This is a genomic window from uncultured Mucilaginibacter sp., from assembly GCF_937859865.1.
Classification (GTDB): domain Bacteria; phylum Bacteroidota; class Bacteroidia; order Sphingobacteriales; family Sphingobacteriaceae; genus Mucilaginibacter_A.
The window spans coordinates 78,887-100,841 of sequence record NZ_CALMAT010000092.1; the positions used below are offsets into that span (position 1 = coordinate 78,887).

20 protein-coding genes are annotated in these 21,955 nt (G+C 42.4%); 8 read left to right on the forward strand and 12 right to left on the reverse strand.

Annotated elements, in window-relative coordinates:
* Positions 1-16: 16 nt before the first annotated feature.
* On the forward strand, positions 17-3,442 hold the full coding sequence (locus Q0192_RS09865; protein WP_299289313.1) for an efflux RND transporter permease subunit: 3,426 nt from the start codon (positions 17-19) through the stop codon (positions 3,440-3,442).
* A 210-nt stretch (positions 3,443-3,652) separates the two neighbouring features.
* Here the strand turns inward: Q0192_RS09865 and Q0192_RS09870 are convergent, their stop codons facing one another.
* Complete coding sequence (locus Q0192_RS09870; RefSeq protein WP_299289314.1) at positions 3,653-5,827, reverse strand: catalase; 2,175 nt, start codon at positions 5,825-5,827, stop codon at positions 3,653-3,655.
* Positions 5,828-6,181: 354 nt separating this feature from the next.
* Positions 6,182-6,619: a nucleoside deaminase gene (locus tag Q0192_RS09875; RefSeq protein ID WP_299289315.1), complete on the reverse strand. Its 438-nt coding sequence runs from the start codon at positions 6,617-6,619 to the stop codon at positions 6,182-6,184.
* A 106-nt stretch (positions 6,620-6,725) separates the two neighbouring features.
* Here Q0192_RS09875 and Q0192_RS09880 point away from each other — a divergent pair, with 106 nt between their 5' ends.
* The 3 genes from Q0192_RS09880 to Q0192_RS09890 all read left to right on the forward strand — a co-directional run bounded on the left by Q0192_RS09880 (position 6,726) and on the right by Q0192_RS09890 (position 9,266).
* Positions 6,726-6,917, forward strand: a complete 192-nt coding sequence (locus Q0192_RS09880) for a hypothetical protein (protein ID WP_299289316.1) — start codon at positions 6,726-6,728, stop codon at positions 6,915-6,917.
* A gap of 143 nt (positions 6,918-7,060) precedes the next feature.
* Positions 7,061-7,966: a TIGR01777 family oxidoreductase gene (locus Q0192_RS09885; protein ID WP_299289317.1), complete on the forward strand. Its 906-nt coding sequence runs from the start codon at positions 7,061-7,063 to the stop codon at positions 7,964-7,966.
* Entirely contained in the window at positions 7,956-9,266 is a 1,311-nt protein-coding gene (locus Q0192_RS09890) for a deoxyribodipyrimidine photo-lyase (protein WP_299289318.1), read from the forward strand. The genes Q0192_RS09885 and Q0192_RS09890 overlap by 11 nt, the downstream gene beginning before the upstream one ends.
* Positions 9,267-9,470: 204 nt before the next feature.
* Here the strand turns inward: Q0192_RS09890 and Q0192_RS09895 are convergent, their stop codons facing one another.
* From Q0192_RS09895 to ggt, 3 genes are all read right to left on the reverse strand, one after another.
* Positions 9,471-10,430 carry an FKBP-type peptidyl-prolyl cis-trans isomerase gene (locus Q0192_RS09895; protein ID WP_299289319.1) on the reverse strand — a complete coding sequence of 320 codons (960 nt, stop codon included), beginning with the start codon at positions 10,428-10,430 and terminating at the stop codon, positions 9,471-9,473.
* An 18-nt stretch (positions 10,431-10,448) separates the two neighbouring features.
* Complete coding sequence (locus Q0192_RS09900) at positions 10,449-10,982, reverse strand: FKBP-type peptidyl-prolyl cis-trans isomerase (protein WP_299289320.1); 534 nt, start codon at positions 10,980-10,982, stop codon at positions 10,449-10,451.
* Between the two features lie 126 nt (positions 10,983-11,108).
* The gene (gene ggt, locus Q0192_RS09905) at positions 11,109-12,830 is read right to left on the reverse strand and encodes a gamma-glutamyltransferase (protein WP_299289321.1); all 1,722 of its coding nucleotides are present in this window, start codon (positions 12,828-12,830) and stop codon (positions 11,109-11,111) included.
* Between the two features lie 173 nt (positions 12,831-13,003).
* On the opposite strand from ggt, the gene Q0192_RS09910 reads away from it, so the two are divergent.
* Complete coding sequence (locus Q0192_RS09910; RefSeq protein WP_299289322.1) at positions 13,004-13,498, forward strand: hypothetical protein; 495 nt, start codon at positions 13,004-13,006, stop codon at positions 13,496-13,498.
* 84 nt (positions 13,499-13,582) lie between these two features.
* On the opposite strand, the gene Q0192_RS09915 is transcribed toward Q0192_RS09910, so the two are convergent.
* Positions 13,583-15,439, reverse strand: coding sequence for a CocE/NonD family hydrolase (locus tag Q0192_RS09915; RefSeq protein ID WP_299289323.1), 1,857 nt, complete (start codon positions 15,437-15,439; stop codon positions 13,583-13,585).
* A gap of 48 nt (positions 15,440-15,487) precedes the next feature.
* Between Q0192_RS09915 and Q0192_RS09920 the strand changes: the two genes are divergently transcribed.
* Both Q0192_RS09920 and Q0192_RS09925 read left to right on the forward strand, forming a co-directional pair.
* Positions 15,488-15,781: a nucleotidyltransferase domain-containing protein gene (locus Q0192_RS09920; protein ID WP_299289324.1), complete on the forward strand. Its 294-nt coding sequence runs from the start codon at positions 15,488-15,490 to the stop codon at positions 15,779-15,781.
* Positions 15,772-16,164 (forward strand): HI0074 family nucleotidyltransferase substrate-binding subunit, encoded by a 393-nt coding sequence (locus Q0192_RS09925; RefSeq protein ID WP_299289325.1) that lies wholly within the window; start codon positions 15,772-15,774, stop codon positions 16,162-16,164. Before Q0192_RS09920 ends, Q0192_RS09925 begins: the two co-directional genes overlap by 10 nt.
* A 112-nt stretch (positions 16,165-16,276) precedes the next feature.
* Here the strand turns inward: Q0192_RS09925 and Q0192_RS09930 are convergent, their stop codons facing one another.
* The 3 genes from Q0192_RS09930 to Q0192_RS09940 form a co-directional block, all read right to left on the reverse strand.
* Complete coding sequence (locus tag Q0192_RS09930) at positions 16,277-16,417, reverse strand: hypothetical protein (protein WP_299289326.1); 141 nt, start codon at positions 16,415-16,417, stop codon at positions 16,277-16,279.
* A gap of 103 nt (positions 16,418-16,520) precedes the next feature.
* Entirely contained in the window at positions 16,521-17,711 is a 1,191-nt protein-coding gene (locus tag Q0192_RS09935) for a phosphoglycerate kinase (RefSeq protein ID WP_299289327.1), read from the reverse strand.
* Between the two features lie 104 nt (positions 17,712-17,815).
* Complete coding sequence (locus Q0192_RS09940; protein WP_299289328.1) at positions 17,816-18,250, reverse strand: GNAT family N-acetyltransferase; 435 nt, start codon at positions 18,248-18,250, stop codon at positions 17,816-17,818.
* A 222-nt stretch (positions 18,251-18,472) separates the two neighbouring features.
* Here Q0192_RS09940 and Q0192_RS09945 point away from each other — a divergent pair, with 222 nt between their 5' ends.
* A complete protein-coding gene (locus tag Q0192_RS09945; RefSeq protein ID WP_299289329.1) occupies positions 18,473-18,835 on the forward strand; it encodes a hypothetical protein in 363 nt (120 codons plus the stop codon).
* Positions 18,836-18,940: 105 nt separating this feature from the next.
* Here the strand turns inward: Q0192_RS09945 and gap are convergent, their stop codons facing one another.
* From gap to Q0192_RS09960, 3 genes are read right to left on the reverse strand one after another with little or no spacing between them, the layout of a single operon-like run.
* Positions 18,941-19,945 (reverse strand): type I glyceraldehyde-3-phosphate dehydrogenase, encoded by a 1,005-nt coding sequence (gene gap, locus Q0192_RS09950; RefSeq protein WP_299289330.1) that lies wholly within the window; start codon positions 19,943-19,945, stop codon positions 18,941-18,943.
* 50 nt (positions 19,946-19,995) lie between these two features.
* Positions 19,996-21,081 (reverse strand): MraY family glycosyltransferase, encoded by a 1,086-nt coding sequence (locus Q0192_RS09955; protein ID WP_299289331.1) that lies wholly within the window; start codon positions 21,079-21,081, stop codon positions 19,996-19,998.
* A gap of 53 nt (positions 21,082-21,134) precedes the next feature.
* The gene (locus tag Q0192_RS09960) at positions 21,135-21,875 is read right to left on the reverse strand and encodes a glycosyltransferase family 2 protein (protein ID WP_299289332.1); all 741 of its coding nucleotides are present in this window, start codon (positions 21,873-21,875) and stop codon (positions 21,135-21,137) included.
* Positions 21,876-21,955 lie beyond the last annotated feature (80 nt).

A 21,955-nucleotide genomic window follows, 5' to 3' on the forward strand; every position in this document is an offset into this window, starting at 1 on the left:
ACCACTTGATCTGTTAATGATGAAAGATCTCAAAAAAGAATTTGCGCCCTCAAGCTGGGCCATTGACAACAAAACGGCTATCTACGTGCTCATCTTTTTGATCACGGTATTAGGGCTAATCAGTTATAACAATTTGCCGAAAGAAAATTTTCCGGATATTGCGCAATCAAAGGTGTTTGTTACCACCACATTTGCCGGCCAATCGCCCCAAAATATTGAGAATTTGGTAACAAGGCAAATTGAAAAACAATTAAAATCTTTGAAAGGGCTGAAAAAAGTTACGTCCAACTCGGTTCAAAACGTATCAATTATCACCGCGGAATTTCAGGCGAACATTAAGATCAAAGATGCTAAAATTGATGTAAAAGATGCGGTGGACAAAGCCAAACAGGATTTGCCGCAGAATGATGACAACTTGAAAGAATCTGTGATATCAGATATCAACGTTGCAGATTTGCCTATTTTATACATCAACATTTCTGGCGACTACGATTTAAAACGGTTAAAGGAATATGCCGATCTGTTGAAAGATGAAATAGAAGGCTATAAGGAAATTTCTAAAGTTGATGAAGTAGGCGCCTTAACGCCCGAAATCCAGGTGAATGTTGACTTGAACAAGATGGCCGCGGCACAAGTTAGTTTTGGCGATGTCATCCAGGCAATCGGTTCAGAAAATATTTTAACAACAGCAGGCACCGTAAAAACAGACGGTGTACGCCGTAGCATAGACATCAAACAGGATTTTAAAAATGCGGCTGAAGTAGCCGACATGGCCATCAGGAACCCAAAAGGCCAAACAGTTTATTTACGTGACATTGCCGAAATAAAAGATGCTTTTTTGGAGCAGGAAAGTTATGCCCGTTTAAAAACAAACGATAACCCGAAGTTTAAAAACGTAATCACCTTAAACGTAAGTAAAAGGGCAGGCGAAAATTTGATCCAGGCATCGGATAAGATCAACGAACTGATTAAGCTAAAGGAAAAAACAGTTTTCCCAAAAGGCTTAAACATTACCGTAACTGGCGATCAATCGGACAAAACCCGTACTACCTTGAACGACCTGATCAACACCATCATTATTGGTTTTATATTGGTTACCCTTATCCTGATGTTTTTTATGGGTACAACCAACGCTATTTTCGTGGCATTATCAGTTCCGTTGTCCTGCTTTATTGCATTTTTGGTAATGCCTGCAATCGGCTTTACGCTAAACATGATTGTGCTGTTCTCGTTCCTGCTTGCTTTGGGTATTGTGGTGGATGATGCGATTGTGGTAATTGAAAACACACACCGTATTTTTGATAACGGAAAAGTACCGATAAAAGAAGCAGCAAAAATGGCGGCAGGCGAAGTTTTTCTTCCTGTGTTTTCCGGCACCATGACTACCCTTGCGCCGTTTATCCCTTTGGCTTTCTGGAACAGTTTAATAGGCCACTTCATGTTCTTTTTGCCTATTACTTTGATTATCACTTTGCTGGCTTCTTTGGTAGTTGCTTATATCATGAACCCTGTTTTTGCGGTTGATTTTATGAAAGCCCATGTAGAAGGGGAACACGATCATCCCAAATTTGATAAAGGCGTTAAACGTACGCTTATTTATCTGGCCATAGCTACTGCCGTTGGTTACTTTATCAATATTGGCTTTGGAAATTTTATGGTTGTGATGATTGTTTTGTACCTGTTTAACCACTTCTTTTTGCTAAAAGTAATTGACAGGTTCCAAAAAAATGTATGGCCGAGATTCCAGGCCTGGTACGCCAAATGGCTGGAACGTGCTGTACACAGGCCGGTTACCGTTTTGTTAGGGACTTTTGGCTTATTTGTACTGGCTATCGTGCTAATGGTGGTGTTAGGCAAAACACCGGTATTTTTCCCATCCGGCGATCCAAATTTTGCTTATGTGTACATTACCATGCCCATCGGTACAGACCAGGCTACCACAAACGAAATTACCAAAAAGCTGGAGCAGCGTGTGGCACAAGTAGTTGAGCCGGACAAAAACATTGTATCGTCTATCATCTCCAACGTTACCAAAGGCGTAACTGACCCAACGGATGAAGACCAGGGCGATTATGAAAATAAAGGCAAAATAACAGTTGCCTTTGTGGAGTTTGGCAAGCGCAACGGTAAGGATACAAAAAAGGTGTTGACAAACATACGCAATGCAGTACAAGGCATTCCGGGTGTTAAAATTGCCGTGGCACAGGAAAACAGCGGGCCACCGGTACAAAAGGATATCAGTATTGAAATTATTGGCGATAACCTGGACACTTTGGTCAAAACCAGTAACCGCCTAAAAAACTTTATTGCGAAACAAAATATTGCAGGCATTGAAAACCTGACTGCCGATGTGCAAAACGACAAGCCAGAAATTGTGTTTGATATTGACCGCGAAAGGGCAAACCGGGAAGGTTTAAACACGGCACAAATCAGCCAGGCATTAGGTACGGCCGTTTTCGGGGCAAAAGCCGGTGATTTTAGGAATACGAAAGAAGATGATTACCAGATAAAAGTGAGGGCCTTACAGGACCAACGCGGTAATATTGACGAAATACGCAATATGAAAATTACTTACCGCGATATGGGTTCGGGCGGCATTATTCGGCAGGTGCCTATCTCTGCTTTTACGGATGTCCGATACACCGATACTTACAGCAATATTAAACGGAAACAGCAACGCCGTGTATTAACTTTAGGTTCAAGCGTAATCAAACCTTATAATGCCAACGAAGTAAACGCCAATATTTTAAAAGCGATCGACAACTTTAAAAAACCTGATGACGTGATCATCCGCCAGGGCGGCGGTCAGGAAGACCAGTTGGAAGCCGTTACCTTTTTGGGCAGTGCTTTGGCCACTTCCTTTGGATTAATCCTGATCATCCTGATGATCCAGTTTAACTCCATCGGCAAAACCTTTATCATCATCAGCGAAATCTTCTTTAGTATCATTGGCGTGTTGCTTGGCGTAAGTATTTTCGGGATGACGATGGCGATTGTAATGACCGGCATCGGGATCATCGCATTGGCAGGCGTAGTGGTACGGAACGGGATTTTGTTGGTTGAGTTTACCGATATGCTGATAGAGCAAGGCACCAACGTGCATGATGCCGTGGTAGAAGCCGGCCATACCCGGATGACACCGGTACTGTTAACTGCCACTGCCGCTATCTTAGGTTTAATACCTTTGGCCGTAGGTTTAAATATTGATTTTGTTGGCTTGTTTACCCACTTCCAACCGCATATTTACTTTGGTGGCGACAACGTTGCCTTTTGGGGACCGCTTGCTTGGACCATGATCTTCGGTTTAGGCTTTGCAACCATCATCACCCTGATCCTGGTTCCGTGCATGTACCTTATCCGCGTAAACCTAAAAAACAGGTTGTTTGGCAAAAAAGAAAAAGTGGAAATAAAACACCCGGAATTGGAAGCCGTGGAAGCGTAATCCAATTTTTACCGGATAAAAGAAGTATGCTTATTTTATCCGGTAAAAACCCGCGTTACTGTTTGTAACGCGGGTTTTTTGGTTTTTGTCATGCCGAAACAAGTTCGGCATGACAGCGCGAGACATACTTCTTTTACCAACAAAAAATCCGCGTTGCCACAAACAGCAACGCGGATTTTATACCGATAAAAACAGTATCCTAAATTTTAACTATGCCGGAAACTTCTCTTCCGGTTTTTCACGCTCCCAGAAACGGTGTTTGCTGATGGCATCAATGAAAACAGCAGGCGATTGGTTTAAAACCAAACCCATTTTTGCCAGTTTCGATTCATCTGATGTACCTGCCAATACCTTTTTGCCCAAATAAGAACCTTTTAGCAGTTCAATCGCTTCTTTATCCGCAGCAATTGGTTTGCAATGGCGGTAAGCTTCGTCCACAAAATGGAAAGCATCCCCTTCTTTTTCCAAAGCTGCAATGCTGTCTTTTCCTCCGGGAATATAAACCGCATCAAACAAAACAGAGGCAGCTACCAGGAAGCTTTGGTCAACATTAATCGCATTGCCTTTGCTGTCTTTGATTTTGCCTAATTTTGGGGCAATAACTTTTACCGTTGCGCCTGCTGCTTTTAACGCAGATTTCATGGCATTTAATGCATCGCCATCTACGCCGTTTGCCGCTAAAAAAGCAATTTGCCGTGTTTTGATGCTTTTGCTCACCACTTTGGCCATGCTTAAAGCTTCCGATTTTTTGATCGACGATTTGCCTTTTACAGATTCTGATTTTGCCGGGTCTGCATCTGCGCCGTGGCTAAAATTCATTGGCGATTCCGGTTTTGAAGGGACTGCCATGCCCAAACCTTCGGCCACTTTGCTTACTAAAGTTGCATCTATTTGAGACAATAAACCCAGCATTCGCATACGTATTTCTTCCATATCTACTTTGCCCAATTCAAAACGCAAAGCATCAATGATGTGGTTCTGCTCTATTTCTGACATGCTGTTAAAAAACAAGGTTGCCTGGCTAAAATGGTCGCGGAAACTATCACTGCGTGCCCTGATTTTTTTGGCATCAATCCGTTCTTGGTAAGAAGTAAAACCACCTTCGGAAACTTTGGCCTGTTTTGGGAAACCGTCAGCAATTTTATTTGGTTCGTATGCCACCCGGCCACTGTTGATCGTTTGGCGCATATGGCCTTCGCGTTGGTTATTAACAACCGGCGCGATAGAACGGTTGATGGGGATTTCATGAAAGTTTGGGCTGCCTAAACGTGTCAACTGGGTATCCGTGTAGGAAAATAGGCGGCCTTGCAACAATGGGTCGTTGGTGAAATCCATACCAGGGACAATATGGCCAAGGTGAAAAGCCACTTGCTCTGTTTCAGCAAAATAACTGTCCGGGTTTCGGTTTAGCACCATTTTACCAATACGTTGGACAGGGACTAATTCTTCTGGTACAATCTTGGTCGAATCTAAAATATCAAAATCAAATTTGTGTTCGTCTTCTTCGGAGATCAATTGCACGCCCAGCTCCCATTCCGGGAAATCACCGTTTTCTATTGCTTCCCACAAATCCATACGGTGGAAGTCGGGGTTTTTACCTGAAATTTTCTGTGCTTCGTCCCAGGCAACAGAAAAAACGCCTTGCAAAGGTTTCCAATGAAATTTTACAAAGGTTGCTTTGCCTTCTTCATTAATCAACCGAAAAGTATGTACACCAAAACCTTCCATCATACGATAGCTGCGCGGAATGGCACGGTCGCTCATCAGCCACATAATCATGTGCATGGATTCTGGCATCAGCGAAATAAAATCGTAAAAAGTATCATGGGCAGAGGAAGCTTGAGGGATTTCGTTGTGTGGTTCGGGCTTTACAGCATGGATCAAATCCGGGAAGTTGATCGCATCCTGGATAAAAAACACAGGTATATTGTTTCCCACAAAATCATAAATCCCTTCTTCGGTATAAAATTTAACTGCGAAACCACGGACATCGCGTGCCAGATCGGTTGAACCACGCGAGCCGCCAACGGTAGAAAAACGGGCGAAGATGGGTGTTTTGCGGGAAGGATCATTTAAAAAACCGGCTTTGGTGTATTTGGCCATGGGTTCGTAAACCTGGAAATAACCATGCGCACCGGTGCCCCGAGCGTGCACTACCCTTTCCGGGATGCGTTCATGGTCAAAATGGGTGATTTTTTCCCGCAGGATAAAATCTTCTAAAAGTGTTGGGCCACGGTCGCCTGCTTTGAGCGAGTTATGGTCGTCGTTTACTTTTAAGCCCTGGTTGGTGGTTAAAAACTGGCCGTCGGAATAAGAAGTATCCTGCTCCAGATCTTGTAGCTTTTTGTTGGTTTCGGTTCTGTTTTGCTGATTTTTGTTTTCCATTTTCGTTTTAGAATTAGTGGGCTTTGTTTGGAGGAAGTTTAGGCAAAGTGTTTTTTAAAAAAATGAGGTTTAGAAACCCTACCTTCTTATCTTAGGATTGCCTTTTATAAGAAGTTATTTCCTTTTGGTTTTGTTTCTATTCAAATAATTAATATTTGTTCAACAAGGCATTAACTGAAATTGCTGTAACCGGAAAATGAAAAGCAAATGCTTCTTTTAGCACATAAAATTTAGTGCTCGGCAACCGTAAAATTTAAAGTAAAAAAATATAGGGTAAAAGAAGCATTACAGCCGAAGAACCAACCCTACTGTTTTTATCCCCTTAAAATCAGCAACTACATTAGTGAAAACAGTTTACACACCAATATCTTCATTCCAAAGTTCCGGGCTTTCTGCAATAAACTTTTGCATCAATTCATAACACATCTTATCGTCAACCACCGTTACACTTACGCCTTTGCTGCGCAACAGTTCTTCTTCGCCCATAAAAGTTTTGTTTTCGCCGATGATAACTTTAGGTATCCCATACAGTAAAATAGTGCCGGAACACATGGGGCAGGGAGAAAGCGTGGTATACAGTTCGCACTCGCGGTAAACAGCTGCAGGCAAGCGTCCTGCATTTTCTAAGGCATCCATTTCGCCATGCAAAATTGCGCTGCCTTTTTGTACGCGCCGGTTGTGTCCGCGGCCGATAATTTTGCCCTGATGCACCAGCACAGAACCAATCGGGATACCGCCTTCGGCAAAACCGGCCGCAGCTTCGGCATAAGCCGCTTCTAAAAATTCTTTCATATCAAATGCAAATAATGGGTTTGTTGAAAAATATTTTTTAAAATATTAAATAAATTGAAACAGATGTGTCTATATTTATGCAAACTAAAAAACTAAAAATAAAACTATGAAAATTTCAGCTCTTAAAGTAATGATGATGGCCGGTGCAATGATGGTTGCTACTTGTTTAACTGTAAATGCCGCCCCAGTAAAAGGCACTCCTGCCATGACCCAAGATTCCATGAAAAAAAGCAAAATGAAACATGGCAAAATGGGCAAAAAAATGAAAATGAAAAAAGATACTACGATGAAAATGTAGTTCTTCGTTTTAATTTTAAAACATTAAAAGAGGGCTAGTTTAATTACCGGCCCTCTTTTTTTATGTGTTAAAAGAAGCATCGGCCTAAAAATGAAAGTTCAGTTCCGGCAAACTTAAAGCTTTAAAAAAAGTTAATCAGCCCAATGGGCAAGCATATTTTAATTACCGGCGGAACCGGGTTGGTTGGCAAACACCTTACCAGCCTTCTACTCGAAAAAGGCTACACCGTAAGCCATTTGAGCCGAAAAACAGGCATCAACTCAAAAGTAAAAACCTTTTTGTGGGATGTGGCCAAAGGCAGTATTGATGCCAATTGTATCAACGGTGTAGATTTGATCATCCATTTAGCAGGCGCAGGCGTGGCCGATAAACGTTGGACGGACGAGCGGAAACAAGAGATCATCAGCAGCCGGACGAAATCCATTGAACTGATTTATAACTTGTTGAAACAGCATCCGCACCAAATTAAAAAAGTAGTTTCTGCTTCGGCAACGGGTTTTTACGGTGATTGCGGGAATGAGATGGTAACAGAAACTTCACCTTCTGCAAAAGATTTTTTAGGCCAATGCTGTGTAGTTTGGGAAAAAGCGGTGGACGAAGGTGCAGCTTTAGGTTTGGAAATTTTGAAATTAAGAACGGGCGTGGTTTTGACCGATGAAGGCGGTGCTTTGAAACAATTGGCCTTGCCCATCAAATTTGGTTTTGGCACAATCCTTGATTTAGGCAAGCAATGGGTTCCCTGGATCCATTTGCAAGATGCCATTGATTTATACCTTTTTGGGATTGAAAAAGAGCTGACCGGTGTTTATAATATGGTTGCGCCAAACCCGGCAACCAATGCCAAACTTACCATCACCGCAGCAAAACAATTAAACCGACCATTATGGTTGCCCAAAGTTCCGGCGTTTGCTTTGAAATTAGCTTTGAGCGAAATGAGTGCCGTGGTTTTAGCCAGCACAAAGGTATCGGCAGCAAAAACAGAACAAGCCGGTTTTGTATTTAAATATCCAACAATAAAAGAAGCCATCCGCGAAATTTATGCCCGATAAAAAAAGCATCAACTTGTTTTGGTTCCGCCGCGATTTAAGGCTGACCGATAACGCCGGTTTTTACCACGCGCTCAAAAGTGGCAAACCGGTTTTACCAATGTTTATTTTTGATACCGAAATTCTGGACAAGCTGGAAGACAAAGATGATTCGCGCGTTACTTTTATCCACCAATCGCTTGTTAACATGAACGAGGAACTGAAGCGGTTGGGCAGTTCGATGCTCGTTAAAAATACATCGCCAAAAGAAGCATTTGCCGAAATTTTGAATGAATATGCAGTTGATACTGTTTTTACCAACCACGATTACGAACCGTACGCCAAAGAGCGCGATACAGAAATCGCCCAAATTTTAGCAGCTAAAAACAGCAAATTTTGCACTTATAAAGACCATGTTATTTTCGACCGGAACGAAGTGATGAAACCCGACGGTAGCCCGTACACTGTTTTTACCCCGTATTCGCGCAAATGGAAAGAAAAGTTGAACGATTTTTACCTAAAGCCTTATCCGGTAGAAAAATACCTGCAAAACCTGTATCAAACCCAGCTTACTTTCCCTACATTACATGATATTGGTTTTGAAAAAAGTTCGATCCAAGTCCCTAAAAACGAATACAAATCCATCATTGCCGATTATGCCAAAACGCGAGATTTCCCGGGGCTGGAAGGCACTTCACGGATCAGCGTCCATTTGCGGTTTGGCACGGTCAGCATTCGCGAACTGGCAACTGAAGCCAATAAACAAGTAGAAAAAACCTGGCTGAATGAACTGATCTGGCGAGATTTTTATGCCATGATTATCTGGCATTTCCCGCAAACAGCCAACCATGCTTACAAACCCGAATTTGATAAAATCCAATGGCGCAACAACGAGCAGGAGTTTGAAGCCTGGTGCAAAGGCGAAACCGGCTACCCGATTGTGGATGCCGGGATGCGGCAATTGCATGCTTTGGGCTGGATGCACAACCGCGTGCGCATGGTTGCGGCCAGTTTTTTATGCAAGCATTTATTGATTGACTGGCGTTGGGGCGAACATTATTTTGCCCGAAAACTGCTGGATTATGATTTGGCCAGCAATGTAGGCGGCTGGCAATGGGCCGCAGGGACTGGTGCCGATGCATCTCCGTTTTTCAGGATATTTAGCCCAGAAGCACAAACCAAACGCTTCGACCCAAAATTTGAATACATTAAAAAATGGGTGCCCGAATATCTTGATCCATTTAAATATCCAGCACGAATCGTAGATCATAAAGAAGCGCGGGAACGATGTTTGGCAGCATTTAAAAAAGCACTGAACGGATAACGTTTAGGGCGATACTTCTTTTACCACCTAAAAATTAGTGCGTTCTTGTTTTTGTCATGCCGGACTTGTTTCGGCCTACGCAAAATTAGTTCTACTTTTCATGAGAGATCTTGAAATAAATTTAGGATGACAGCACAATGCTTCTTTTATCGTCAAAAACTTACAACTTACAACTTTCCTAATGCTTCTTTTATCACCTAAAAATTAGTTTGTTACTGCGGTTACATTAATATCATAATCCATAATAGAGTTTGGCGGGACATTGTAAGTGCTTTGGCCTTCTACTGTAGATGTTGGTATAGCACCATAAGCCAAACCTGAAGGAACCAGCAAGCGTATTTTCCCTCCGGAATTAATTTTCTGTAAACCTTCCTGCCAGCCGGCAATGTAACCTCCTAAGGCAGCAGCATCTAAACTTTTATTTTCGGTAACAATTCCGCTTAGCAACAAACGCTTTGTATAAGTAATTGTAACGGTTGAAGTACTGTAAATCTGGTCTGTGCCAGAACCAGGGTCAACAATTTTGTAATACAAACCGGAAGGTGTTTTTTGGAACCCTGTCAGGTTGTTATTTTTGATGTAATTTCTGATTTGTACCGTATCATAAGCTAACTGACTGTCCACATTGTAGAGGTAAACGGTATAATCCAAAGATTCATTTCCCGGGATTTTAACCCTTAAATCCGGAAATGTATAACCGGCCAAACCATAAGCCTGACTGGAAGGGATAAGCATACGGATGATACCGTTGCGCTTTTGCAGGTACTTTTTGATGCTAAACTGCAAGCCAACAGGCAGCGGGAAAAATGCAGTGGTTGGAGCCATGGTGGTAGTGCTATAATAACGGTAATTAAACAGGTTAAGCCCTGCGTAATTGCTGACGCGGTTTAAAACGGTATCGGTAGAAACAACTTTTCCATCCAAAGTTTTAACAGAATAAGCGTAAAAAATCACATCCGAATCGGTTATCGGGTTTCCGGTATCGCCGGGCTTGATAATTTGATAGTAAATGCCGCTGTCGCCGGGCATCATTTTTAAACCATTGGCAGAAATATAGCTTTGTATGGTATTGTTGTCAACTGTTTGAATCTGGTCGTACTCCTTTTTACAGGAAAACATGGCTAAAGCAAGTACGGATAAAAAGGCGAAAGCAAGTTGCTTCATTATAGGTAATTTTTAATTTTAATTGGTAACGTTATATAATGTAATATCAAAATCGAGACAGGAATTGGCCGGGATATACGGGTTTTGATGATCGTACATGCCATAAGCATAACGCGAAGGCACAAAAAGTCGTATCCTGCCGTTTTTTTTGATTAACGGGATGCCAACCTGCCAGCCACGGATCACACTTCCCAAAGTATAAGACGGATGGAAAATGCTTGGTTTAGTCAGTGTATCTTTTGCGCCTAATATTTTTGCCGAAGCACCAACTGTAACCAAAGTAGATTGTGTGTAAAGACTGGCCACATTACCCGAATCTAAAATCTGGTAATAAACACCAATGGTATCGCCTACTTTTTTTATCGGTATTTTATTGGCGATGAGGTAAGCCCTGATTTTATCACTGTCTATACCGATTTGCGCAAAATAGGCCGTCCTGTCTATAGCCGCTTTTTTACATGCCGTAAGGGCAAGCATCAACGCGAAAACAACATACAACTTCTTCATGTGCAAAAACAGCGTAAAACGCAAATTTATTGTTTTAATCTGCAAAAACCGCGGCTTAACATATTTTAACAGATGCTGGTGTATGTGATACTGTTTTTATCGGCATAAATTTGGGATTAAAAGCACGAACGGATTTTGCATTGTGATGCCGAAAAAATTCCGTAATCACCATCACCAGCCCAACTTGGTATCGTCGCCGCGCGGGTCGGCGCCGCCTTCGTAATAGCCCCATTTCGTTTTCAAAATTGCATCTACACGGCCAATCGGGCCATCAACCATAATTTTGTAGCCTTTGCGCTCCAGTTTTTGGATGGTGGCACTGTCCAAAGCATCTTTTTCTGCCTTTACATCATCCGGCAGCCATTGGTGATGGAAGCGTTTGGAAGTTACCGCACGTTGCATGCTTTGGTCAAACTCCACCACATTCAAAATGGTTTGAAAAACAGAAGTGATAATGGTAGAACCGCCCGGTGTGCCAACCACCATAAACAGTTTACCATCTTTTTCGAGGATTGTTGGCGTCATGGAAGACAACATGCGTTTGCCCGGCTGGATTGAATTGGCCTTCCCGCCTATCAAGCCAAACATATTTGGCACCCCAGGCTTTGAGCTGAAATCGTCCATTTCGTTGTTCAGCAAAAAACCAGCGCCTTTTACCACAATGCCCGAACCGAAAGAACCGTTTAAAGTGGTGGTGATGGAAACCGCATTTCCTTCTTTATCTACCACAACCAAATGTGTGGTTTGGTCGCTTTCGTAGCCAACAAATGTCCCTGGCTGTATCGCAGTGCTTGGCGTGGCCTGGTTCCAGTTAAAGCTTTTCATTCGTGCATCCGTGTATTTAGACTGAAGCAAACTATCCACCGGGACTTTAAAAAAATCCGGGTCGCCGAGGTATTTAGAACGATCGGCATACACGCGCCTTTCTGCTTCCACCATCACCTGCACCGTCGAATCCTGGTTAAAACCCCAGCGTTTTAAGGGAAAAGGCTCCACCGAACGCAGCAGTTGCAGCAACGCAATCCCGCCACTGGATGGCGGCGGCATCGTGATGATTTTATAACCTTTATAATTGCCGGTGATTGCTTTTCGCCAAACCGAATGGTAGTTTTTCAAATCGGTTTTGGTGATGAGGCCGTTCCCGCTTTTCATTTCGGCTACCAGTTCGTCGGCTACTTTGCCGGCGTAAAACCCTTCGCGGCCTTTATCGCGGATCAGTTCCAGCGTTGCGCCCAAATCTTCCTGCATCATTTTGTCGCCAGCTTTCCAGCCGCCTTCTTTTAAATAATAATTTTTGCCGGGATTAAGTTTGCGGAAATTGCCTTGCATCGTATTTAAGTTGGATGCCAGTTTTTCCGTCAGTGTAAATCCGTTTTCCGCCAGGTCAATCGCTGGCTGAACCAAGTCCGCCCATTTCAATTTTCCATATTTCCGGTGCGCTTCCACCATGCCATCCACCGAACCGGGAACGGCAGAAGCTTGGTTCGTGTGCAGGCTTTTATCGGCAATTACGTTTCCCGCCGAATCCAAATACATGTTGGCACTTGCCGCGCCTGGCGCTTTTTCCCGATAATCTAATGTATTGGTTTCGCCTTTGGCCGATCGGTAAACCATAAAACCGCCGCCGCCAATGTTGCCCGCCGTAGGGTGCGTTACGGCCAAAGCAAACTGAACGGCAATGGCCGCATCAACCGCGTTGCCGCCTTTTTTCAGGATGGCCAAACCTGCTTTTGCCGCATCCGAGTAGGCGCAAACTACCATACCGTTGCGATATTCCTGCCCGTTATTGTTGCCCAACTGGCCTTTTGCACAGCCGGAAGATAAAAACACAACAGCATTGATCACCAGGAAAAGCCTGATGCTTCTTTTAGCGGGTAATTTTTTGATGCGCATACAACTTGTAATTTCTGCTAAAATATCACATTTCCTGAATAAACTCCTGGCTAATTATTCCTGTTGATTTTTTAACTTTTAATTATTTTTCCAGAAACGCGGATTTGGTATTGCTAAAATTTTCATTTTTGCAGATGGCCAAGTAGTACAACTGGGCCGATTAAATCCACTCTATGAAAAAAATTTGTCTTTGTTTGTTGTTCATATCCGTCGTTTTATTTTACAGCAAAAAGGCCGGCGCGCAATCGTACCAAACGGCTGCCGGGCTGCGCTTTAGTTACGAAAGCGGCATTTCCGTCAAATATTTTACAGACCCAACAACAGCTTTGGAAGGTGTTTTGGGTTTCCGTACCAAAGGCGTGGTGTTTACGGGTTTAATTGAAAAACACCAACCGGCTTTTAACGTAGCCGAACTGAAGTTCTATTATGGTTTTGGCGGGCACGTTGGCGGCGTGGGCAGCGGCGGTTATCGGGTTTATAATGGCGATTACAAAGTTTATAACAATTCTTCCCTATTGTTGGGTGCTGATGGCGTGATCGGTTTAGAATATGTAATCCCGGATTCGCCAATTGCGGTTAGTGTTGATCTTGACCCACGCATCGAAATTTTCCGCGGGCCGATTTTTAATTTGACACCAAGCCTGGGCATCAAATATGCTTTTAAATAAAATTTATGCCGATAAAAGAAGCATTGCAAAATTTATCGAATGCTTCTTTTATCGGCATAAATTCATTGGCCAAAATCCCTCCTTTTACATCACCCGCACCTTTAAAAAACTTGGTTCTGTTTTAGAAGTATAAACTTTCATGGTTGCTTTTTGAAAATCAGTAGGCGTAGCTTGCATAACATTCATAAACTTTTGCGGGTTGCGGTCAATCAAAGGAAACCAAGTGCTTTGGATTTGCACCATCACCCGATGGCCTTTTTTAAAGGTGTGCAACACATCCTGCAACTCAAAATTAACCGGCGTAACTTTTCCGGGAACAAAAGGCTCCGGTTTAGAAAAACTGTTGCGGTATTTGCCGCGCATAGCCTCGCTCCGCACCATTTGCTCGTAATGCGACAATTGCACATTTTGCCCGGTAAAAGAAGTATTCTTGGTGGAATCAGGATAAACATCAATCACTTTCACTACCCAATCGGCATCGGTTCCCGTAGTCGAAACTTTTAAATTGGCCCAGATATTTCCGGCCAAAGTTAAATCATCACTTAAAATATCCGTTTGATAAGTTAAAACATCGGGTCGGGTTGTTACAAAACGCTGGTCGGCCGTCATGTATTCGCGGTCCATGTCCATCGAAGTGTTGCTGAGAAAAGGGACAGGTTTGTTCGGGTCAGAAATATAGCTGTTAAAAGAAGCATTGGTTTTTGGCGGATCGAAAGAAAGTTTTCCGTTGGACAGGAAATACAAGTTTTTCTCCTGCGCTTCTTTTGCTGGCCATGTTTTATAGGTTTTCCATTGGTTGGAACCCGTTTCGAAAACAGAAACCGGCTGCAAATCCGTCTGTGTTCCTTTTAAATAATGACTGAAGAATTTAAACTCAATATTTTCCCGATAGTAAGCTGCCGTTGCCGAACCAAAACCAACATCGCCCAAATGATCGCCATTGCCTCTCGCCCAACCGCCGTGAACCCATGGGCCCATCGCAAAGTAAGCAGGCGTTGTCGGGTTATTTTTCACAATAGTTTTATACGTGTTGATGGCACCGTACAAATCTTCCGCATCGTACCAGCCGCCTGTTACCAAAACTGCGGTTTTGATGTTGGTTAAATGCGGCAATACGTTTCGGTCTTTCCAGTGTTGGTCGTAATCCGGGTGGTCCAGCATTTCGTTCCACAAACGGATTGTATCCTTATAATACAATGTGTTCGAGTTTTTCATCGTGGCCATCCGCAGGAAAAAATCGTAGCCATCTTCTGTTCCGGCGTTAAATTCTGTTGCCTGACGTTGCGTCGGCTTGTCATCCTGCCGATTGGTAAAACCTGGATAAAAACCGAAGTTGGCCACCAGCATAAAAGCACCATTGTGGAAAGCATCATCGCGGTACAAATCCGCAATTGGTGCCTGCGGAGAAGCGGCAACCAGTGCTGGGTGCCGACTTAACAAAGCGGTTGTAGTATAAAACCCGGGATAAGAAATCCCCCAAACGCCAACTTTTCCATTGTTATTGGGAACATTTTTCAGCAGCCAGTCGATCGTATCATAAGTATCCGTGCTTTCGTCCACATCGTTTTTGGTGGGATGCACATCCTTTTCCGGTGTCATTTCCTCATAAATGCCTTCGCTCATCCACCGGCCGCGCACATCCTGGTAAACAAAAATATAACCATCATGCAAAAACAATGGCGAAGGGCCTAAGGAACGCCGGTACTGATCGGCTCCGTACGGTGCAACGCTGTACGGCGTACGGTCCATCATCAGCGGATATTTTTTGGATTTATCTTTCGGCACATAAACTGAAGTAAACAGCTTTTTGCCGTCGCGCATCGGGATTTGGTATTCGAATTTCTGGTAATTGGCTTTTACATACACAGAATCGGCATTTACTTGGGCGGAAACTTGCCTAAAAAACAGGCATAAAAGAAGCATCGCGGCTATTTTTTTCATCAGAAAATCAATTTTATGTATAAGCAGCATTTGGATATATTTGTTCTGATGAAAAGAAGGGAACAAATTATTTTTTGGATCAGCGCTATTTTGAAAAAAAACCTTGCTGGTTTAAACTATCGTGCTTTTATTTTTGGTTCCCAGGCAAATCTGACCGAATTAAAAAGATCAGATATAGATATTGGTTTGATTGGCAATGAACCAATTTCACCTAAATATTTAGCTGCAATTGAGGAAGAAATAGAAAACTTGCCGATGTTGTACAAAATTGATTTGGTAAATTTTAATGAGGTAGATGAACGTTTTAAAACTATTGCCTTAAAAAATGCAGAATGGCTGTGAATGATTATTTTGAAGATAAGCTCGAAACTTTTGAACAAGCTTTATCAACTTTTAAAGAAGGCTTGCTTCCACAGCCTTCTTTGTTAGAGCGGGACGGTGCAATCCAACGCTTCGAATATTGCTTTGACCTTTCCTGGAAAACCTTAAAACGCTTTTTGGAAAAACGCGGTTTGATGGATTTGAATAGTCCGCGGTCTGTTTTCGCTGCTGCTTATGCTGAAAGTATCATTAATGATGAACAAGTTTGGGCAAACATTATTTTAAAACGAAACGCATCTGTCCATACTTATAACCAGAAAATGGCCAATGCTTTATTTGAGTTATTACCCAGTTATTATGAAGTTATGCGTAATTTATTTTTTAAGATGAAAGAGATGGCTTAGCATTTGTATCGCAAATCATTTTTTCCGCCGCCATGCTTCTTCCCTTAACTTTTTAGCATCCAAGTTTTTACCAGTAAACACTTTACTTAATTCAGAAAGATCAGCGGTTGGATCAACTCGTATTATCGTTACCCCCATTTACAGAATACTTGTTATCTTTCTCTTCGATTATTTCAAAATCAAAATATACTGCCAACGCTTTTAATATTTTTAAAGTTTCCGGTTTTTGGTAGATGATAGTTACTTCTGGCATGTTTTTGATTTTGATATAAAGTTAAAAAGAAGCCATCCTAAAAAAGCCTCTGCCAAAATTGGCAAAGGCTTTTCATACTGTTTTTATGCCGATAAAAACAGCATCAGTCATTGATCGCTTTTACGCCCGGCAACTCCTTGCCTTCCATGTATTCCAGCAACGCGCCGCCGCCGGTAGAAACATAACTCACTTTTGAAGTCAGGTTGAACTTAGAGATCGCTGCCGCCGAATCGCCGCCGCCAATCAAAGAGAACGCGCCGTTTTGGGTTGCTTTTACAATAGCTTCGGCAACAGCTTTGGTCCCTTTTTCAAAATTATCCATTTCGAAAACGCCCATCGGCCCGTTCCATAAAATGGTTTTTGATGCTTCAATTACTTTGGAAAACGCTTCCACAGATTCTGGGCCGATATCCAAGCCCATCCAGTTGTCTTCAATTTGGCCAGTTTTGGCTATTTTGGTGTTCGCATCGTTGGCAAACTTATCTGCCACAACATTATCAATCGGTAAAAAAAGTTGAACGCCTTTTTCTTTTGCTTTTTGCTGCAAACTGGTGGCTAAATCCAATTTGTCCATTTCCACCAAAGAAGTACCGATATTGCCGCCGTCGGCTTTTGCAAAAGTATAAGCCATGCCGCCGCCGATGATCAAATTGTCCACTTTATCCAGCAAACGCTCAATCAGTTTTATTTTGTCGGAAACTTTTGAACCGCCCATAATTGCTGTGAATGGCCTTGCCGGGTTGTTCAGCACTTTTTCTGCATTTTCCAGTTCCGAAGCCATTAAGTAGCCGAAGTATTTGGCATCCGGGAAAAACTGGGCAATTACTGATGTGGAAGCGTGTGCACGATGCGCCGTTCCGAAAGCATCGTTTACATAAACATTGCCCAGAGCGGCCAGTTTTTTGGCAAATTCGACATCGCCTTTTTCTTCTTCTTTGTAAAAACGCAAATTTTCGAGCAATAAAACTTCGCCCGGCTGCAAAGCTTTTGCTTTGTCAATCGCTTCCTGGCCAATGCAATCATTCGCAAATTCTACCTGCTGGCCCAACAAATCTGATAAATGCGGAACAATGTGTTTTAAAGAAAACTCTTCTGTCGGGCCATTTTTTGGGCGTCCCAAATGCGACATCAGAATAATTGCGCCGCCATCTTTCAAAATCTTTTTGATGGTTGGCAAAGCGGCCGTAATGCGGTTGTCATCTGTAATATTAAAATCTTTATCCAGCGGAACATTAAAATCTACGCGGATCAAAACTTTTTTGTTGGCAAAGTTGGCCTGGTCAATTGTTTTCATAGAAATGGGTTAAGGTTGGAAAAGTACAAAATTGATGTTAAGTTTAGCTACGCTGATAACAACGCCTTTTTGCCGATGCTGTTTTTATGCCGGTAAAAACAGTATCAGCGGATTTTAAGGTACATCATGTGGTGCGGGCCGATGCCGGGAACGTCAAATTCATCCGAAATAATTTCAAAACCGATGCCTTTATAAAAGTTAAGCGCAACTTTGCGTGCGTTGCACCATAAGTAATTGATCTGTTGGCCGCGTAAATAAACAATGGCAAAATTGAGCAGTTGGTTGCCTTTTCCTTTTCCCTGAAAAGCCGGAACTGTGGCCATGCCGCGCAACTGATAACCTTTGCCGATGTGGCCTTCCACATTTTGCGGATGGAACGAGGCAATGGATGTGAGCAAATTTTCCTCAAAATTCCCCAGATGGAAAGCGCCTTCGTTTAGATCGGATGGAAAACGGCATTCGTCCAAAGTTAATTTTCCTTCGCGCAGCACATCATTTCTGATGGCCAATACTTCTTTTACCGGTATAAATTTGATCATATTTTTTGTTGGTTGTGTTGATTTTTATGCTTGAAATGCTGTTTTTACGCCTGAAAAGTTCAAATATAACAGAACCGGGTTGTTTCTTCGGAACGAAAAAAGTATTGGCACCACACCAATTTTTATGTGGTAAAAGAAGCATCCGCTGGTTTTTGGTTTTGCTGAAACCGCTTTGGCATTTTTATTGGCTATTCCTCAACAGAACAACAAAACGATAAAGCTATGTTTACCATCACTCCATTACGCGATAAAATCATCAAAATGATCCTGAACAACCCTGTTCCTAACCGCAACACGGATATCATCAACCCTTTTATGATTTGGAGCATTACTTTCTTTTTCGGCAAATACCAATCTGTTTTGGTAAACGAACTGTACAAAAAAGGCTTGATTGAACTGCACGGCGATGTTGAATTGTTTATGCAGGCAAAAAAAATAAGCGACACCAAATATTTGAAAGTTGCGGCTTCCATCACCAAAAAAGGAATGGCGTATTATAAAATCCATATCCAAAAAGAAGCACCTGTACAACAGGAACTTCGGTTCAAAGAATTCCCGCAAACCAAATTACGCCTGGTGCTTTAATCGAAAACCAAATACCAATTATAAACCTGGATCGGAGAATAAAGCCTTTTATTTTTTGATTGATTCGGAAAGGGGGCGCGGGTAATTCCGGCTCCTTTTTTTGGTTTAATATACTTCTTTTAGCAGGGCAATTTTCGCCACCAAATCTGCCAACCGGCTGGAGTAACCCATTTCGTTGTCGTACCAACCAACAACTTTAACCAAGCTGCCCACGATAGAAGTTAACTGTGCATCAAAAATGCAACTGTGCGGGTTATCCAAAATATCAACAGAAACAATCGGGTCTTCGGTGTATTCTAAAATATTTTTAAGAAAGCCTTGCGAAGCTTTTAAAAATGCGGCATTGATTTCTTTCACGGTTGCCGGCTTTTTCAACGTGCAGGTAAAATCGGTTAACGAACCGTTTAGAACCGGAACACGGATGCCGGCGCCGCCCAGCTTGCCTTCCAAATGCGGAAAAACATTGGTTACCGCTTTTGCCGCGCCGGTTGTGGTTGGGATGATGGAGCTGGAAGCGGCACGTGCCCGGCGCAGATCTTTATGCGGCGCGTCGTGCAGGTTTTGGTCGCTCGTCATGGAATGCACGGTGGTGATGTAACCGTCCTGCACCTCCCAGTTATCATCCAAAATTTTCAGCATGGGCGCCACATTGTTGGTGGTGCAGGAAGCGTTGGAAAGAATGGGCGAACTCAAATCAATCGTATCGTCATTAACGCCGAGAATTACGGTTGGGATATTTTTATCGGGAGAAGGCGCCGAAATGATGACTTGCTTTGCCCCTGCCTGCAAATGCAGAGCTGCTTTGGCTTCGGTGATAAATTTTCCCGTTGATTCGATCACCAAATCTATTTCCAAAGCTTTCCAGGGAAGTTGCAGCGGATCTGCTTCGCGAAAAACCCGGATGCTTTTGTTATTGATGATCAAACGGTTTTCATCAAACTTAACCTCGCCTTTAAAACCGCGGTGAACGGAATCGTATTTAAAAAGATGGGCCAGCGTTTTGGTATCGGCCAGATCGTTTATGGCAACTACTTCAATATCCGGATGGCGTAAAATGTTCCTTAAAAAAACGCGTCCAATCCGCCCAAAACCGTTAACTGCAATTTTCATCTTTATGCTTTTTTTATCGGCACAAAGTTATTAAAGATGAAGCAAAAGCGTTAACTTATTAAATTGCCGGCAGGAAAGGCTTGTTTTGTTTTTAAATGAAGAACCAATGTTAAGCAAGCATTTAAAACGATAAAAATCCCGGCAAAAAGCAACAAGAGTAATTGGTTATCCGCTTCTTTTAAAACAAATGCCAACGCAATAAAAACGATATTGACTGCTGCCAGAATGGAAGTGGTTTGGATATGGCTTAAACCTAAGCGTAACAAACGGTGATGGATGTGGTTACGATCGGGTTTGAAAGGGGATTTTTTGTTAGCGATACGGATGGCGATGACCGATAAAGTATCAAACGTTGGGACAATAAGTACGGCAACTGCAAAAGCAGGGGCCGCATGAATACTGTAAAAAGAAGATGCTTCGTTTATCGCTATAAATTTGATGGCAAAAACAGCGCAAATTAACCCAAGCACCAACGAGCCGCAATCGCCCATAAAAACTTTAGAAGGCGAATAGTTGTAACCTAAAAAAGCAAGCAGTGCGGCAGCGGCAGACAGCGCAAGCTTTGCTAAACTAACTTCTCCTGCAAGCATAAAATAATAGGCAAATGCCCCGCAGGCGATTACACCTAACGTACCTGCAAGCCCGTCAATCCCATCAATCAGGTTAAAGGAATTAATGATAAACATGATGACAAACGCGGAGAAAAACACACTTTCTAAGTAACTTAACTGGCTGATATTAAACACACCATGCAAGTTGGTAATACGGATGTTGCCGGGAACGGTAATGATTAAACTAACAATTGCTTGTACAGCTAATTTACTACGGCAGCGCATGCCCGAGAGATCGTCTTTTAAACCGGCCATAAACATAATTGTACCGGCAGCGTAAAGCTCGTACATAGGCATAGCGGTTGCATCTTTGGCAATCAAAAATAAAGAAGTTAAAACGATGCTGATAAAAAAAGCAACGCCGCCCAAACGCGGTATGCCATAACCATGGTCTTTGCGGGAAAGTGTATGGTCATCGAAAAGTTGGTATTGTTGAGCCACACGGATAACCGAGGGCATAATTACCAACACAAACAGAAAAGATATTGCTACAACAAGCAAATAATAAACCGCTGGAAACATCATAACCACATTAATATTTTTTTCAAAGACAATAATATTAATTTATAATTAATATTTTATCCTAAAAACTGAAATATTTTTTGCAACGGCTTTAATATTACTGCTACAAAAGGTGCCCGCAAACGGTGCATTTTCATAGCCTTAAAATCGTTGATGTTTCCTATTACGTGGTTTAAAATGCTTTTGTTACTTATTCCGCCAGTTAACATTTTTATAAAAACATGGTCAACATGGTGGGTTTTGATGCGATGGCGGTAAAAAAATCTAAGTATCAGTTCATAATCTGCCGCTGTGCCGAAATCCAGGCGATAATTGCCAAAGCGGTTATAAACCTCTTTTTTGATGAACAAAGCCGGGTGCGGCGGCATCCAACCAAGCTCCAGTAAAGTGCGTTTACAAGGTTTTGACAGCCATTTACGCACAATTTGCTGCTTTTCGTTCAAAAAAACCAGGTTTCCATAAACAGCGTCAACCTGTTTTTCCTTAAAATTATCGGCAACAATGCGCAATGTGTTTCGCCCTGCAAAGCAATCATTGGCATGCAGCACACCTATAATATCGCCGCTTGCCTTTGCAATGCCTTTGTTTAAAGCATCATAAATCCCGTGGTCAGGTTCAGAAATAAAGTGATGGATATGGGGAAGGTATTGTTTAATCAGGTCAACGGTTCCATCTTTCGACCCGCCATCTATAACCAAATACTCCACATCTTCGTAATCCTGTTCCATCACAGAATGGATAGAGGATTCGATGGTAGAAACTGCGTTGTAGCAAACCGTGATAACCGAGACCTTCATTTAGCAAAGTATACAAAGAAAAATAATATTGTTAAAAATATTTGCCATTATAAATTTTAACTAATAGTTTAACCGATATT

Coding starts and splice junctions, on each gene's coding strand:
- Q0192_RS09865 (WP_299289313.1), top strand. CDS start 17: ATGATGAAAGATCTCAAAAAAGAATTTGCGCCCTCAAGCTGGGCCATT.
- Q0192_RS09870 (WP_299289314.1), bottom strand. CDS start 5,827: ATGGAAAACAAAAATCAGCAAAACAGAACCGAAACCAACAAAAAGCTA.
- Q0192_RS09875 (WP_299289315.1), bottom strand. CDS start 6,619: ATGAAAGAATTTTTAGAAGCGGCTTATGCCGAAGCTGCGGCCGGTTTT.
- Q0192_RS09880 (WP_299289316.1), top strand. CDS start 6,726: ATGAAAATTTCAGCTCTTAAAGTAATGATGATGGCCGGTGCAATGATG.
- Q0192_RS09885 (WP_299289317.1), top strand. CDS start 7,061: ATGGGCAAGCATATTTTAATTACCGGCGGAACCGGGTTGGTTGGCAAA.
- Q0192_RS09890 (WP_299289318.1), top strand. CDS start 7,956: ATGCCCGATAAAAAAAGCATCAACTTGTTTTGGTTCCGCCGCGATTTA.
- Q0192_RS09895 (WP_299289319.1), bottom strand. CDS start 10,430: ATGAAGCAACTTGCTTTCGCCTTTTTATCCGTACTTGCTTTAGCCATG.
- ggt (WP_299289321.1), bottom strand. CDS start 12,830: ATGCGCATCAAAAAATTACCCGCTAAAAGAAGCATCAGGCTTTTCCTG.
- Q0192_RS09910 (WP_299289322.1), top strand. CDS start 13,004: ATGAAAAAAATTTGTCTTTGTTTGTTGTTCATATCCGTCGTTTTATTT.
- Q0192_RS09915 (WP_299289323.1), bottom strand. CDS start 15,439: ATGAAAAAAATAGCCGCGATGCTTCTTTTATGCCTGTTTTTTAGGCAA.
- Q0192_RS09920 (WP_299289324.1), top strand. CDS start 15,488: ATGAAAAGAAGGGAACAAATTATTTTTTGGATCAGCGCTATTTTGAAA.
- Q0192_RS09925 (WP_299289325.1), top strand. CDS start 15,772: ATGGCTGTGAATGATTATTTTGAAGATAAGCTCGAAACTTTTGAACAA.
- Q0192_RS09930 (WP_299289326.1), bottom strand. CDS start 16,417: ATGCCAGAAGTAACTATCATCTACCAAAAACCGGAAACTTTAAAAATA.
- Q0192_RS09935 (WP_299289327.1), bottom strand. CDS start 17,711: ATGAAAACAATTGACCAGGCCAACTTTGCCAACAAAAAAGTTTTGATC.
- Q0192_RS09940 (WP_299289328.1), bottom strand. CDS start 18,250: ATGATCAAATTTATACCGGTAAAAGAAGTATTGGCCATCAGAAATGAT.
- Q0192_RS09945 (WP_299289329.1), top strand. CDS start 18,473: ATGTTTACCATCACTCCATTACGCGATAAAATCATCAAAATGATCCTG.
- gap (WP_299289330.1), bottom strand. CDS start 19,945: ATGAAAATTGCAGTTAACGGTTTTGGGCGGATTGGACGCGTTTTTTTA.
- Q0192_RS09955 (WP_299289331.1), bottom strand. CDS start 21,081: ATGATGTTTCCAGCGGTTTATTATTTGCTTGTTGTAGCAATATCTTTT.
- Q0192_RS09960 (WP_299289332.1), bottom strand. CDS start 21,875: ATGAAGGTCTCGGTTATCACGGTTTGCTACAACGCAGTTTCTACCATC.